This window comes from Butyrivibrio sp. AE3006 (genome assembly GCF_000424165.1).
Classification (GTDB): domain Bacteria; phylum Bacillota; class Clostridia; order Lachnospirales; family Lachnospiraceae; genus Butyrivibrio.
Genome location: NZ_AUJJ01000008.1, coordinates 94,095 through 108,280, shown reverse-complemented (window position 1 = coordinate 108,280; position 14,186 = coordinate 94,095). Strand labels below are relative to the sequence as shown.

Annotated in this window: 13 protein-coding genes; 2 read left to right on the top strand and 11 right to left on the bottom strand. The window is 42.0% G+C overall.

Features of this window, described 5'->3' with window-relative positions:
- Window positions 1-135 precede the first annotated feature (135 nt).
- The 5 genes from G603_RS0104835 to G603_RS19270 all read right to left on the bottom strand — a co-directional run bounded on the left by G603_RS0104835 (window position 136) and on the right by G603_RS19270 (window position 7,000).
- A complete protein-coding gene (locus G603_RS0104835; protein WP_026669483.1) occupies window positions 136-1,239 on the bottom strand; it encodes a substrate-binding domain-containing protein in 1,104 nt (367 codons plus the stop codon).
- Between the two features lie 85 nt (window positions 1,240-1,324).
- The gene (locus G603_RS0104830) at window positions 1,325-2,926 is read right to left on the bottom strand and encodes a helix-turn-helix domain-containing protein (protein WP_026669482.1); all 1,602 of its coding nucleotides are present in this window, start codon (window positions 2,924-2,926) and stop codon (window positions 1,325-1,327) included.
- Window positions 2,927-3,000: 74 nt separating this feature from the next.
- Window positions 3,001-4,479 carry a sensor histidine kinase gene (locus tag G603_RS0104825; protein WP_026669481.1) on the bottom strand — a complete coding sequence of 493 codons (1,479 nt, stop codon included), beginning with the start codon at window positions 4,477-4,479 and terminating at the stop codon, window positions 3,001-3,003.
- Window positions 4,472-5,563, bottom strand: a complete 1,092-nt coding sequence (locus G603_RS0104820; RefSeq protein ID WP_081669823.1) for a substrate-binding domain-containing protein — start codon at window positions 5,561-5,563, stop codon at window positions 4,472-4,474. The genes G603_RS0104825 and G603_RS0104820 overlap by 8 nt, the downstream gene beginning before the upstream one ends.
- 60 nt (window positions 5,564-5,623) lie before the next feature.
- Complete coding sequence (locus G603_RS19270; RefSeq protein WP_035792049.1) at window positions 5,624-7,000, bottom strand: MATE family efflux transporter; 1,377 nt, start codon at window positions 6,998-7,000, stop codon at window positions 5,624-5,626.
- 445 nt (window positions 7,001-7,445) lie between these two features.
- Between G603_RS19270 and G603_RS0104805 the strand changes: the two genes are divergently transcribed.
- Window positions 7,446-8,741 (top strand): MATE family efflux transporter, encoded by a 1,296-nt coding sequence (locus G603_RS0104805; protein ID WP_196808043.1) that lies wholly within the window; start codon window positions 7,446-7,448, stop codon window positions 8,739-8,741.
- 363 nt (window positions 8,742-9,104) lie between these two features.
- Here G603_RS0104805 and G603_RS0104800 read toward each other — a convergent pair whose 3' ends face one another.
- Complete coding sequence (locus tag G603_RS0104800) at window positions 9,105-9,470, bottom strand: PBECR2 nuclease fold domain-containing protein (RefSeq protein ID WP_026669478.1); 366 nt, start codon at window positions 9,468-9,470, stop codon at window positions 9,105-9,107.
- A 1-nt stretch (window position 9,471) separates the two neighbouring features.
- Complete coding sequence (locus tag G603_RS0104795) at window positions 9,472-10,407, bottom strand: hypothetical protein (protein WP_026496215.1); 936 nt, start codon at window positions 10,405-10,407, stop codon at window positions 9,472-9,474.
- Window positions 10,408-10,514: 107 nt separating this feature from the next.
- Between G603_RS0104795 and G603_RS0104790 the strand changes: the two genes are divergently transcribed.
- Window positions 10,515-10,883, top strand: coding sequence for a helix-turn-helix domain-containing protein (locus tag G603_RS0104790; RefSeq protein WP_026496216.1), 369 nt, complete (start codon window positions 10,515-10,517; stop codon window positions 10,881-10,883).
- A gap of 235 nt (window positions 10,884-11,118) precedes the next feature.
- Here G603_RS0104790 and G603_RS19265 read toward each other — a convergent pair whose 3' ends face one another.
- The 4 genes from G603_RS19265 to rlmD form a co-directional block, all read right to left on the bottom strand.
- The gene (locus G603_RS19265; RefSeq protein WP_155832615.1) at window positions 11,119-11,415 is read right to left on the bottom strand and encodes a GNAT family N-acetyltransferase; all 297 of its coding nucleotides are present in this window, start codon (window positions 11,413-11,415) and stop codon (window positions 11,119-11,121) included.
- Entirely contained in the window at window positions 11,382-11,786 is a 405-nt protein-coding gene (locus tag G603_RS23110) for a DUF2441 domain-containing protein (RefSeq protein ID WP_155832614.1), read from the bottom strand. Before G603_RS23110 ends, G603_RS19265 begins: the two co-directional genes overlap by 34 nt.
- Window positions 11,787-11,832: 46 nt before the next feature.
- Complete coding sequence (locus G603_RS23285; protein WP_050008154.1) at window positions 11,833-12,108, bottom strand: DUF1062 domain-containing protein; 276 nt, start codon at window positions 12,106-12,108, stop codon at window positions 11,833-11,835.
- Window positions 12,109-12,327: 219 nt separating this feature from the next.
- On the bottom strand, window positions 12,328-14,154 hold the full coding sequence (gene rlmD / locus G603_RS0104770; protein WP_051207474.1) for a 23S rRNA (uracil(1939)-C(5))-methyltransferase RlmD: 1,827 nt from the start codon (window positions 14,152-14,154) through the stop codon (window positions 12,328-12,330).
- Window positions 14,155-14,186: the final 32 nt, after the last annotated feature.

Genomic DNA, 14,186 nt, shown 5'->3' with positions numbered 1-14,186 from the left:
ATGGAGTGAAATAAAAAATCGATTGTGCTAGCATTTTTTTGCTATAAACAATCGATTTATTATAAAAATGTGCTATAGTTTACGGTTTTGCGTATTCTATAAAAGTGGCAAAACGCCCACAAACACTGGATTTATTTAGTTTTCAGGCATCTTTCCGGGAACGTTTAAGTAAACATCCTCTTTTAGATGGAATCCGCTCTTAATTATTACATCATTCATATTGTCAGCAGTTACGCTTACCGGCTGTATTTTCAGGTACGGTATAGTGTTACTTCCATCGTTAATTGTTGAGATTTCGCATCCCTCAGACTCAAGGCTTTCTGCATCAAGCTCTTCGCCATTTGCAAGCTTTACTGCGCATATAGCCGCTGTCTGTGCCAGCTTCTCAATAGGCTTATAAACTGTCATAAGCTGGGTTCCTTCAACGATTCTCTGGCAGGCCTCAAGGTCTGCATCCTGTCCGACTACAAGCTTTCTGCCTGCAAGTCTTTTCTCTGAAAGTGCCCTGAGGGTGTGGCTTGCAAGATCATCATTGCCGCACATTATGGCATCACATCTGATTATGGTACTTATATTATTGTAGACATAATCACCGGCAAGCTCTGCCTTCCAGCCATCTGCATAGGTTTTATCTATGATTTCGTTACCTGCTTCCTCCATGACTGCTTCAAAGCCTGTTTCCACCATGGGAACATTGGTATCATTGGGAGATCCGCAGATCATTACCACCTTTTTGTCTGTAAGACCTGCATCCACAAGAGCCTGTCCCATGAGCTCGCCGACCATTTCGTTATCAAAGGATATATACAGATCAGTTCCTGCATCAGCGATCATTCTGTCATAGGCTATGACCTTGATACCTGCGTCCTGTGCTTTTTTTACCGCATCCTTCATATGAATAGAATCTATGGCAACTATTACGATTACGTCCATTCCCTTTTTAATGAAGTAATCAATCTGCTTTTTTTGCTCATCCACATCACCGCCGGCAATCTGGATATTTACCTCTGCTCCAAGCTCCTTTGCCATTGACACAAAGACGTCTCTGTCCCTTTGCCATCTCTCGATTACAAAGGAATCAAAGCACATTCCGATCTGGATTTTTTTCTCTTCTGTCTCGCTCTCCTTTTTGCTGCTACTGCTCTCCTGATTACAGCCAGATAAGCTGCATGCCACAAGGGCCGCAATAACAAGGCATGAGGCAAGCCTCTTTAGTATTTTTTTGTAAAAATGCTTCATCGTTTAAGTCCGTCCCGGATTTTTTTAATATAAGATAGGAATCCGCAAATTTATAGTTTTCCGTCTTTCTGAGAAAAACAGGATTCTATGCTATTGGATTCTCTTTGTACTCTGTAGGTGTGACTCCCACATTTTTCTTAAAGCTTCTGCTGAAGTAGTTGGGGTCAGTGTAACCGCACATTGAGCAGATTTCCTTCATTGAATAGTCTGAGTTTGTAAGGAGCTCTTTTGCCTTATCCATGCGGATGTTGGTGAGATACTCGATAAAGCTCACTCCGCTGTCTTCCTTAAATATCTTACTAAAATAGTAGGGAGAGATGTTGACCACCTTGGATACGTCATCAAGGGATATGTCACTTGCGTACTTCTCTTCAATGTAGCGCTTGGCTGTCTTGATGATATCCGTGGATTTCTCCTCGCGTCTGTTGGCAATGTCGTGGCAGGCAGATGTAATCTTTGCTAAAAACCACTCCCTTAGAGCTTCAGGTGTATCAAGGTCCATTATCTCAGGAAGGTAGCTGTTTCTGGATGAATATCTGTAGGTCTGACCTCCGCTTTTGTACATGATGTGCTCTGCGTAAAGTGAAAACTCCAGCACCTTAAGTCTCATGGCCATGATGTCGCCTTCTTCCGCCATCTTGACCATCCAGTCTGAGTATTTATTGGCTATGGTGAGAGCACCATTCACATCTCCCTTGCCAACTGCCTCAAACAAGGGCTTTTCCAGATCGCTTGGATAGTCCTCCTCGTATGCCGGGCTAAGAGGCAGATCGTCCGCATGAGCTACGCCTCCTGTTGTGGCAATAAGAGCATTGAGAGCATCCCTGTAGGAATCTCCCAGCTCCTTTAAGGGCTTTACACCGCCTATTCCGATACGGAAGTTTACATCTGTCTTTTTCCTGAGGAACCTTACAAGGTCCCTGGTTCTCTCGATAAGAGAACTTCTCTCATCCAGTTCCATTTTATTTTTTTCATAAGGGATAAGGACAGCTATCTTGTTGGCCATTACGTTACCGATCTTGCAGTCAAAAAATTCCTTTACCCCTTCTCGGATTTCCTGATATTTGCCGGAGATTTTTACTGAGCTTCCAACGGCATTGGTCATGTGGTTTCCCTCCTGAGAGTCACCACTTACGATCGCCAGCATGTACCCGTAGTTTTCCTTGATGCCAAGAATCGTCCTGTAGCTGTCGACATCCTCTTCAAACTGTTCCTTCAAAAGAATATCGTAGATAAGTCCGTTTTCGATGATGGGTTCTACTGTCTCAAGCTTTTCCTTTATAAGAAGTTCGTTGCTTCGCTTTTCTCTCTCAGAATCAATCTGAGCCATAGCCTTTTTGATAACTGTTATGATCTTCATGCGATCCATAGGCTTATTGATATATTCGAGAACCCCGAGCTTTATGGCTTCTTTTGCATAGTCAAATTTGTCATAGGCGGACATTACTATGAAAACAGTATTCGCTGAAAACTGCTTTATCTCTTTCATGGCATCGATACCATTTATGCCGGGCATGTGGATATCCATGATGGCGATGTCAGGCCTGAAGCGCTCTGCCAGTTCTATTACGCTTCTTCCTGTTTTGGCAAACTCCACCTGGCAGGTATCACCAAATTCCTTCTCTATTATGAATTTCAGAGAATCAATTACGATTCCTTCATCATCCGCAAGCATGATTCGATACATGGCTTACTCCTCTTTTCTTAAAAGATAATTCTGTTTTGAATATCCCAATACTCCGGCAGATGTATTGATCAAGATCACTCATCAGCAGGAAGCGGCAGTCTGATAATGACTTCGCACCCTTTTCCCGGGCCTTCGCTCTTTATGTCCACAACATCCGGTCTTTCCGAAAACAGTCTGAGCCGCGAGATAACGTTGTCCATTCCGATTCCGTTGTGCTCATATTGCTCTTCTTTGTGGGCAAAGCTTCCGCCAAGGATCTTGTCGATATCCTCCTGGCTTATGCCTTTTCCGTTATCGCCGATACTGATGCAGACATTGCTGTCCTCTCTGTAGACCTTGAGCTTAATAACACCTTTATCACCCATCTCTCTGATGCCGTGATTTACTGCATTTTCAACAATAGGCTGCAGTGTCATAGAGGGCATCGCAGTCTTAAGAAGGCGCTTATCCACCTGTTTTTCATATTTGATGTCCCCTGAAAAACGGACGTTAAGGATCTGGATGTAGTTATCAACGAGGGTTACTTCCTCTTTTATGGTAACCTCCGTCTCCTGATTTTTAACATTGTATCTGAAAAAGTCAGCCACAGTCTGGACATACTCATAGGTCTTGTCCGCACCCTCCATCATGGCAAGCTGAGCTCCTGCATTTAATGTGTTAAAAAGGAAGTGTGGATTGATCTGTGCCTGCAGATATTTTAGCTGAGCATCTTTAAGGTGTGTCTCCATCATAAGCTCTTTTTCCTGGAGGTCACGCTCTTTTTCCATACTTTCCCTGAGTCGTACAATGTACTCCTTGATGCTGACCACCATCTTGTTGAAGGCACCGATAACTATACCGATCTCGTCATGGTAGAGGGGCTCGGGAAGGTCTGTATCAAAGTTACCTGTTGCGACTTCATCCGCAGAATCTGCGAGGTCCTTAAGCGGCCTTATGAGCATGCCTACGATGATTATGATGCTTATGATGTTTCCTATCATAACGAGAGTAAGAACAGCCACGCTGACCAGCTCGAAGGTTCTAAATGCGCTGGCTAGCTCGGTGTAGTGCTCTGAGTTACTGACAAACTGCTCAATATTAAGACTTGAGATATAGGCATTTATGTAGTCATAAAGCTCAGTTGACTTCTCGTAGTGGTTTCTGTATTTTTCTACATTTCGTCCGCGCTTGGCTTCAATAGTGAGAGATACTTCGCTTAAGTAATTCTCTGACATGTACTTGATATTACGTCTCATGCGGCTAAAGGACTCATCCGTAACCTGAACGCCTATGGCTTCCGACAGATTCTGGAATTTCTGCGCACTGTTATAGTAGTTTTCCAGGGAATCAGTGGTCTTGGAGCTAAGGTAACCGGTCATGGAATCCTGAACGTCCGCTATAGCCTCAGAGAGGGCATTAAGCTGTCTGTTGTCGTGATAAACCATCTCCATTTCCTGAGCCATGATATTGATCCCGAAAATCAGGAAAATATTAACTATGAAAATTAGAATATTGGCACCCATGTAGATGCCTACGATTTTTTTCTGAAGAGGGAGGTTAAAGAATCTATTCATCTATCTCCTCCTTTTTCAGGAAATCAGCCACATTGCTGCCATTAATAAGTGTTACATCCGCTGTAAAATACTGGCTGGTGGTACCAAATTCATGGTAGTCACTAAGGGCTTCCACGCAGTACTGGCCCATTTGCGCCGTATCAATTGAAATAGTGGCATAAACTATGCCCTTATCTATGGCACTTACGATTGATTCAGAGTCATAATATCCAAGGATGCTGACATCTCCAACTTTATTAAAATCAACTACCGCCTGATAAGCACAGACAGTGTTCAGCTCGTTAAGGCAGATGATCACGTCAGGGATTTTTTCATTAAGGAAAATATCTCTGATGGATTCCTCAACCGAGAAGGCATTTTTATTATCAACAGGCACAACCGAGATGTTGAACTCGGAATTCGTGGCATTTTCCTGGCTAAGAGTTTCCTGTAGCGCAGAAATGATGATGTTCTGACCGCTGTCCTGAGCGTCGGTATTAACGAGCACGGTTACCTCCATGCTCTTTCTCTGTTTCATTTTCTCAGAGTCTTTGAAGTCCTCGCGGCGTTTTTCCTTGATGATGTTGAAAACCTGTCTGCCGTACTCACGTCCGATGTTATAACTTCCGACACCCACAAAGCTTATTCTTCCTGAGTGGGTATTATCTCCGTACAGGGTTACAACCGGAATCCCCTCCTGTGTGGCTTCGTTTATTAGGTTAGTCATCTCATCCGATTCATTGGCATAAACGATGATCCCGTCAACTTTAGATGCGATGGCAATTTTCATAAGCTCCTCGCAGCTGTACTGACGATCAAGATTCTCACCAAGAAGATCTATATAAGTGTCTTGCTCCTTTGCTGCTTCAAAGGCACCTTTATATACTGACTGCCAAAAATCCGCCTTGTAGTTATCGGTGATCATGACATAGTATTTGTCATACTCGGTTACTTCGCCGGATTTTCTGAAGTCCTCCATATAAAAACGAAAAACAAGTGCTCCTACCACCAGCGTAGCTATGGTAAAAAGCACAGTCGTAAACAGCAGAAAATTGTGCCCATGCATTTTCTTATTCGATTTTTCGGAAGATGTATGTGTACTCATACTCAGAATTTTAGCAGATTTTGAGAGGTTTGTTTACTGTTTGAACTGATGCCGCACAAATTAGTGTGTGGCGACATCAGTTTTCTTTGTATTCCAAAGGGCAAGACGAATAAGGAACAGTGTTCCTCTTACGCAAAGCTCAGTGCACATGGCAATCCAGGCGCCCTTTAATCCATATCTTGCACCAAGAAAATATGCAAGAGGAATTCTGACAGCCCACACGCTTACAAGATTAAGAACACTTGAAAGAAGAGTCTCTCCCGCGCCTCTGAACACTCCGGCAGCAACAATCGATGCGCCGTAAAGAGGCTCAGCAAAGGCTTCTATTCTAAGGACCTGCGTGCCCATTCTTCTAATCTCTGCATCAGGTGTAAGGATTCCTATCATGAAAGGTGCGAACAACCACATGAGAACTGCGCTTGCTCCCATTATAAGCATTCCAAGAACAACTGCCATCCAGCCAAGTCTTTTAGCCAGTTCTTTTCTTCTGGCACCGATGCACTGACCAACGATTGTTGTGGCAGCTACGCCGATACCAAATCCCGGCATATAGCAAAGACCTTCTGCTGTAATAGAGAATGAATTGGCAGCAACGGACACGGTTCCAAAGGGTGATACTATTCTTGTAAATGCAACGTATGCAAAGCCCATTATGATGTTGTCTATGGCAACAGGTATGGCAATCTTAAGAGAAGCCGGGAGCTCTCTTTCTGCAAATCCCATAAAACCTGCCGTATCTTTTTCTTTTCTGCCGGTAAGGTGGAGCGCAGGTGACTTTACAAGAAGTATATAGAGCATTACCGCCGCAATTATCACAAAGGATAGCGCCGTACCAAGGGCTGCTCCGGTAACTCCAAGCCTGGGAATGAAAATCGCATTAAAAACAACGTCCAACGCGCACATTACCACATTCAAAATGCTGGGAACGCGAATATTTCCGCTGGACTGTATCATACCCTGAGATGCGAAAAGAAGCTCTCTTGCAGGAATTGAGAGAGCATATATCAGAAAATAGCTTGATGCATCCTTTCTTATGGCGATGTCGCCGCCCATCCATGTGGGAAGATAGCTACTTACCAGGACGCCTACAGCCATAATTACGATACTGAAAATAAGGGAGCACACAAGCCCCCATTTTACTATTACTCTGGCACCGGCTTCATCCTTAGCACCTATCCTGTGGGCAACGCATACAGAAAAGCCCATGGCCGCTGCTGTGATTATTCCTCCCACAAGCCAGGTGGTGCTGGAAACCAGTCCTATAGCTGCAGATGCATTGGCTCCAAGGTGTCCTACCATGGAAGCATCAATGTACTGCATGATTATAGAAGATATCTGCGCAAGAATGGCAGGAAGACTGAGTTTTAATATCAGCGCAGCCTCCTGCCTGGTTGTTAATTTCTGGCCATTTCTTATGGCCGCTAAAGTTTCACTCATTTTATCATCACTTATTTATCTAATATTTCCGCTGCTTCTTTCATCAGCCATGAGCTCAAAATTTTTGAAGGTTTCAAGGTTATCTTCCATCTGAGCTTCATTTGACATTCCGGACAAAATTGTCATAACCCCCGGTAAAGACCCAACAAAGCGAATTCTACTTCGGGGTGCTTATCAAGTATTTCTGAAAGTAGCTCCGGACTTCCGTGGAATGAAAATCCACTTTGGCATTTTCGTTAAATCAATAGCCATAATCCTTCTCCCTTCAAGTTTTGCCTGTTTAAGTTTTGCTAAATTTAATATGGAACAAAAAATAATAATTCGCAATAGCAAAAACGCGGTTGAATACTTTTTAACATCAATATAGAATATAAGCTTGTCAAAAGAAACTAAAAGCAAAAGGAATAAAACTTTGAAAACTAATAATATGACTTCAGGAAACAGTATGAGTCAGATAGTACTGTTTTTCCTGCCACTTCTTTTTGGAAATCTTTTCCAGCAGGTCTACAGCCTGGTGGATAGCATAATTGTAGGAAAAGGTATCGGAGACAATGCCCTTGCAGCTGTAGGCGCTTCTGGAACCTTGAATTTTCTCATATTGGGATTTGTTGTCGGCCTTACAAGAGGGTTTGGAATCAGCTTTTCTCAGTCATTTGGCAAAGGTGACCATAAGCTTCTTCGCGAATATATACTGGCTGCGCAGTTTATCAGCTCTGCCATGAGCATTGTATTTACAATACTGTGCCTGATGGCACTAAAGAGTATGCTCATTTTTCTAAAGACACCTTCAGATATTTTTGATGATGCCTATAGCTATTTTTCAGTTATTCTGATGGGAATAATTGTAACTGTGCTGAACAATCTTGCGATTACCATACTTCAGTCTCTTGGGGACAGCAAGACTCCTCTTACAGCAATGATAATCTCATCCATAACGAATATCCTTCTGGATATTTTGCTTGTGATAGGTTTTCATTTCGGAGTTGTAGGCGCTGCCATAGCCACTGTCATAGCTCAAGCTGTCTCATATATATACTGCCGTATTGGCCTTAGTAAGGTTCCTGTTCTGACAGACGAGGATAAAGCAGGTAAGGGATTCTTTGTTTTGCCGCAGTCTGGCCTGTGTGTTGAGCTTTTGAAAATAGGCCTTCCTGTCGCATTTATGAATTCTGTAACTGCTGCAGGTGGAATGATCCTACAGTATTTCGTAAACATCATGGGAAGTGCCTACGTAGCAGCTTATTCTGTCTGTATGAAGTTCGCGGGACTGTTTGAACAGTTCGGAATCTCCGTGGGTCTTGCCATTCTTACTTTTGTCGGTCAAAACAAAGGTGCCGGAAAATATGACAGAATACGAAAGGGTGTATGGCAGGGTCTTTTTCTATCCATCATCGTGAACATTCCTTTAGCCCTTATTCAGATCATAATCCCCGGATTGATCTCAAGGCTTATGCTAAGCGACCCTGTCACTATCGGATATTGCAGCGAATTCATGCCCATTCTCGGAATAAGCCTTTTCGCTCTTGGCTGGCTTTTTGTATTTCGCTACGCCGTGCAGGGACTTGGAAATACTGTTGTTCCCATGTTTTCCGGCTTTCTCGAAGTCGCACTGCGCCTCGGATTCGGTTTTACCCTGGGCAGAATGTCCTTTAGAGGAATAGCCGTATCCGAAGTCTCAGCATGGATTGGCGCCTTTATAATGCTGGCTGTGACTTATTTTGTACTGATGAGAAAAGCGTAATGAGGTCTACATGTTATACATAAAATGAAGTGATTGCTATATCAACATAGCCATCGACCTTTTCCCTACTTAAAAGAACAACCGTCTCGACATGTGTTCTAATGTACAAACCAAAGTAACAAAGAAAAAGAACGAGCAACCCGCACACTGTAACATGATCCGCGGTAAAAACTCGTTCCCAAAGAATTCTTTCTTACGCAGCAGCATCAATCAGAATCTTGACATTATCCGCTGTGAAAACATAAAAACATTTGGATGGGCGGCGTATCCATCATATCAGATTCCACTTAGGGAGCGCAGGGTGCCTTTCCTGCTCGTCAAATGTTCTTATATCCGGAGTATAACATCAGATATTTCGCGTAGTCAAGTGGTTTTAACGAGCCTTCCTGACCTTATGTAAGAATCAAGCTTTGCCTCCTTTATGTCAAACATTGTGGCTACATAATACCTATTTTTCTTTACATCAAGTTTTATAGTGATAAAAATGTTGTCCTTATAGCATTTCACCATCTCGAGTACACTTCCATTTAAGCCTATATAATCCGGGTTTGTAATAATATCCGGCAAATAATCATAATATTTCGCAGCTTGAAAATGTTGTCTCTTAATCAGATGAGCAAAAAGTCCCTTAGAGCGAAAAATAATAAAAGCATCATAATCAGTATCCAAATACCGATTAAGCTCAGTATTAAATCGAGCTACCGCAATCAACTTATCTTTCTTCCCCATGTCAAGCCCCAATTTCAGCTTTAGTCAAGATTACGTTTCGTCTCCAGTCTACTATCCCCGGTATCAACACAATTTTTGCAATATTACCATTTGATAATAGATTCATTGCTATATCCTTGTTAATTCCTAAAGACACACCTGGCTTATCACAATACAACCAATCCCCTTCATCATCAAAATCAACCTTATTGAGCGTCCATATTAAATTCTCTAATATATTGAACTTCCTAAAGTCTCTGCCAAGTTTCACATCACTAATCTTAACATTATCGAAATCTGTATCGTCACAATATTCTTTCCAATATACTTCACCCGATAACACTCCGAAATCTGTATAGATATATTCGTCATCAAATAGAATCTCTTTAATACAGTTCTCACCTATAATAAACGCTAATAAACCGACAGAACCTCTCTCACATACGGTCAAAAATTGCAATTCTAGTCCGTTTTCAGCAATGCTATTCATATTGATGAATGCCGGATCTTTTAATTCCTGAAGTTTTTTATTATAAGATTTTAAGGATGAACTCCTGCTCTCAAAAGATTTGCTGATTCTTTTAATCTCATCAGGGATATCATTTTTGTTTATGAAATCATCAATATTGCTATATCCCGATTGATATGCCTGGTGTTCAAGTAATTCCTTTGCCAGCATATACTTTATTGGGTAAAGTTTGCAATAATTGTTTATCCGACACTCTAACGTTTCGACATATGTTATCTGCATATTAACTTCCGATCTATTATGCCTGCAATTAAGAAGATTATTGTACTTGCTTTCCTCGATAAGCAGTCCATATTCATCAGATACCTCATATGCATCAGGGTTCTCTTTAATAAAGACCTGTTCTGAACTATATCCTAAGGCATTAATACAATCTGCCATTCTCAGGTAAACTGTTTCATCTTTGATAATCCTATACTTAAAATCCATACGCCTATCCATTGAAAAATTTTACCCAATGCGTTATAGTAACCATTGGATAATGGTTATTATAAGTTATCCAATGGTTACTGTCAATAAATTATTGAGGTACAAAAATGGAAAACCAATTAATTCCGGAACGTTTGAAAATGGCTCGTGAAAAACTCGGGATTACCATGGCCGAAGCATCCCGAAGACTAAACTTATCTAAAATAGGATATTGCAGATATGAATATGGAGAAAGAGTACCTTCATATCAAACAGTAGAAGTAATTGCAAGATGCTTATGCACTTCTGTCGATTATCTTGTAGGTAAAACAGATGATATGTCCCCTGATTATCTTGTAATTAGTAAAAAAGATGCGCCTTATCTGTTTGAATTGGTGCAAAATGCCTATAGCTTTGATTCTGATACCCTGAAACGATTAATAACCTATAGCACAAGAATATGTGAATCACAACTTACCTCCAAAACCGACAAATAATTTATCAGGCATGCCAACAAGCCCTGAAATATAGGCAGAATTCACCTCGCAGAATCTACTGCCTTCCATCCGAACCTGTCGGAATTTCCAACAGGTTGATTAATGTTCGCTTAATTTGTGAAATGATTAAGCACCCGGATTTTATAAATTTTCTTTCAGACACGGAAAGGCGCACTCATACCTGCCATTAGTAAGTATAGAGTGCGTCTTTTCCTAGTTGTTTATTTCAAATGTATCATCGATGAATGTACAATCTCGTCTGCTCCGGTTCATCATCCCCTTGAGCCATACAGTAAAACTCCCATCCATAACGCTCATAAAAACCAGTATGATCTGTAACAAGATAGAGCGGTGAAATTCCTTTTTTATTCATGTTCTCCACAACAAGATTAAGAAGATTTCCTGCTATCCCCTGTCCACGATGAGCCTCTTCAGTATATACAGCGCAAACATTGGGGCTTAAGTCCTTCCTGTCATGAAAATCATTATCGATTACACCTAACCCCCGACAATTTGATCTCCTAACATGCATAGGTACCAACCATTTTCGGTCTCTTTATTAAGATACGCTGTCATACATTCAAGATAAGCATCCTTGGGGACTCCCCACCTCTCAGCTTCCTCGTATGACTTAGACACATATAGCGAAGCCATTCTCGAAGGGTACTCCGAATACTTTTCTTTTCTAACTTTTTCCAACGCAAGCTCACGAAGCGCTACATCCACCTTGTGCGTCAGTTCTGTATCCTTATATTTTTCAAGATTGTTATATATATCATTTACTGTTTCGAGTTCCTCATATACACGCTTGTGGACACCGTTTGGATGCTTGTCATCCAGAATGATATGTTCACCGACCGTCTTGGGAATGTCGGATATTACGTGATAATAATATTTTTCCATTTTATTCTCCCTATAGAAACGGCTGGGCACAAGACCCAGCCGAGATTCATTTTAATTCAGCATTGTTTCTTTTTAAAAAGTCTATATCGCTACCATACTTCATGGCAGTTTCCATATCGTTATTCATAAAGCTCTCAAACAATTCTTCAGGTATCTTTCCTGGACGAGTCCTTTCATAAATTGTGAGGTTCTTGGAATGTTTACATTTCTTACATCGATATATCAGCCATACATCAACACTCTTACCGTTAGCATTTACTCTAAATCTATAGGAATTGATAAACTCCTGTTTCTTCCCACAACCTCCACATCTAAAGAACACTCTTGTTTTGGTATGATCAGACAGAAGGGGCACCTTTGCTTAAGGCCAGCCTCTGATTCCTGAGGATTCTCTGAATGCTTTTCTCCGACAAGGAAAACCTGTGTGCAAGTTCGTGTATTCCTATTCCACCTATGTAGTTTTCGTATATTTCTTCATTTCTTTCACGAAAGAAGACCTTGGCAGAATAATTATAAAAGAACTTGCGCCATAAATCAGGCCTTATATCATCTGAAAAAATTTCAAAGCCTCTTCTATAGCCTTTACCTTTTCTTCCGGGCATCCCGGTTGTCTGCTATTTTCTGATTTTGGCTTATTGTAATTCTCTCTTTCTATAATCCCATGCTTCTGCTTTACCTGAGCTATATTCAGGTTTGTCACATGGAATCCGTAGTGCTCCTGCACCCATTCTTCAATCTCTTTATATGTTGCTTTCGCTTCCGCACTTGTAAGATCAAGCTCGTCCATATCTACCTTTACGTTGATATGATGCTTTGCTTCATGAAGTTTGGACAATAAACATACTGTCTCGACATGAACCGTATTGGGGAACATATCGCAGGGGCGGACTTTCTTTAATTCGTAGCCGCCGTCTACAAGAATGCGGAGGTCTCTTGCAAGAGTGGCGGAGTCACAGCTGACATAGACGATTCTGTCCGGAGACATTTTGAGCATGGTCTCAAGGCAGGCGATGTCACAGCCCTTGCGGGGGGGATCAACTACGATTACGTCAGGATGTAAGGCTTTGGCCCTGCTGCCTGCAGCGGTATCTTCTGAGTCAGATGCTCCAAAGTCGCCATTCTGGCTCTTTTCTCCATCAAGCTTTCCGTTGTAGAAGTCAGGAAGGACTTCCTCTGCTTTGCCCACATAGAATGTGGCATTTCCGATATTATTATTCTTTGCATTATCTCTTGCGTTATCTATTGCCTGAGGTATTACCTCTACCCCGTAAACGTGTCCAGCCTTTTTCGCCATGGACAGGGTTATGGTTCCAATGCCGCAGTAAAGATCCCAAACAGTTTCTTTTCCTGTGAGCCCTGCATAGGACACTGCTGTGGTGTAGAGCTTATCTGTCTGAACAGGATTTACCTGATAGAAAGACAGGGGTGATATCCTGAAGTTAATACCGCAGAGGGTGTCGGAAATCGCTTCCTCTCCCCAAATAACATGAACCTCTCTTCCGAGGATAACATTGGTCTTTTCGTTATTTATGTTTACGGAGATGCTCTTCATTCCGCTTATTTTACTAAGTCTGCTTACAAGCTCGTCCTGTCCTTTAAGGAACTGCGCTGAAGTTTTGGCATCACTGTTATTTGCGGAAGTATTATTCTTAGCGGCTTTTCCACCCCTACCATTCACAACCAGGCAAACCATGATCTCACCGCTGGTAAATCCTTTGCGGATAAGTACGTGGCGCATCAAACCCTTGCCTGTAGTCTCATCATAGGCAGGAATGCCATTCTTTTTCATATGGTCAAGAACGATTTCGAGAATCTCTTTGTTCTCCTCAGTTCCAAGAAGGCAATCCTCAACAGGGATAATTGCATGGGTTCTTCCAGCATAAAATCCTGCAATGGGCTGTCCGTCCTTCCCTGTTCCGATGGGGAACTGGGCCTTATTGCGATATCTGAAGTGCGTGGTATCCATACCAATGATAGGCTCCATGATGCCATCGATAAAATCGCCATCGAATCCGCCAAGTCTTACGATATTGTTCCTTACCTTGTTCTGCTTGAATTCAAGCTGCTTTTCGTAGGCCATGTTCTGAATCTGACATCCGCCGCAGGCCTTTGATACAGGGCAAGGGGGCTCCACTCTGCAATCTGAAGCTTCTATTACTTCATCAAGGTGAGCGTATGCATAGTTTTTTTTGCTCTTCATCACCGAGACCTTTACAAGGTCGCCAATAACCGCATCCTTTACAAAAAGGGTATAGCCATCAACTTTGCCAATACCCTCCCCGTCGTTTCCTATATCTTCAATTTTTACAGTGAGAACATCTCCCTTTTTGTAGGGAGCATTCTCCTTTGCTGCATTTTTCTTTGCCATTTATTTCTCCTGTATATGCTTAGGAATATCTT

Coding starts and splice junctions, on each gene's coding strand:
- G603_RS0104835 (WP_026669483.1), bottom strand. CDS start 1,239: ATGAAGCATTTTTACAAAAAAATACTAAAGAGGCTTGCCTCATGCCTT.
- G603_RS0104830 (WP_026669482.1), bottom strand. CDS start 2,926: ATGTATCGAATCATGCTTGCGGATGATGAAGGAATCGTAATTGATTCT.
- G603_RS0104825 (WP_026669481.1), bottom strand. CDS start 4,479: ATGAATAGATTCTTTAACCTCCCTCTTCAGAAAAAAATCGTAGGCATC.
- G603_RS0104820 (WP_081669823.1), bottom strand. CDS start 5,563: ATGAGTACACATACATCTTCCGAAAAATCGAATAAGAAAATGCATGGG.
- G603_RS19270 (WP_035792049.1), bottom strand. CDS start 7,000: ATGAGTGAAACTTTAGCGGCCATAAGAAATGGCCAGAAATTAACAACC.
- G603_RS0104805 (WP_196808043.1), top strand. CDS start 7,446: ATGAGTCAGATAGTACTGTTTTTCCTGCCACTTCTTTTTGGAAATCTT.
- G603_RS0104800 (WP_026669478.1), bottom strand. CDS start 9,470: ATGGGGAAGAAAGATAAGTTGATTGCGGTAGCTCGATTTAATACTGAG.
- G603_RS0104795 (WP_026496215.1), bottom strand. CDS start 10,407: ATGGATTTTAAGTATAGGATTATCAAAGATGAAACAGTTTACCTGAGA.
- G603_RS0104790 (WP_026496216.1), top strand. CDS start 10,515: ATGGAAAACCAATTAATTCCGGAACGTTTGAAAATGGCTCGTGAAAAA.
- G603_RS19265 (WP_155832615.1), bottom strand. CDS start 11,415: ATGCATGTTAGGAGATCAAATTGTCGGGGGTTAGGTGTAATCGATAAT.
- G603_RS23110 (WP_155832614.1), bottom strand. CDS start 11,786: ATGGAAAAATATTATTATCACGTAATATCCGACATTCCCAAGACGGTC.
- rlmD (WP_051207474.1), bottom strand. CDS start 14,154: ATGGCAAAGAAAAATGCAGCAAAGGAGAATGCTCCCTACAAAAAGGGA.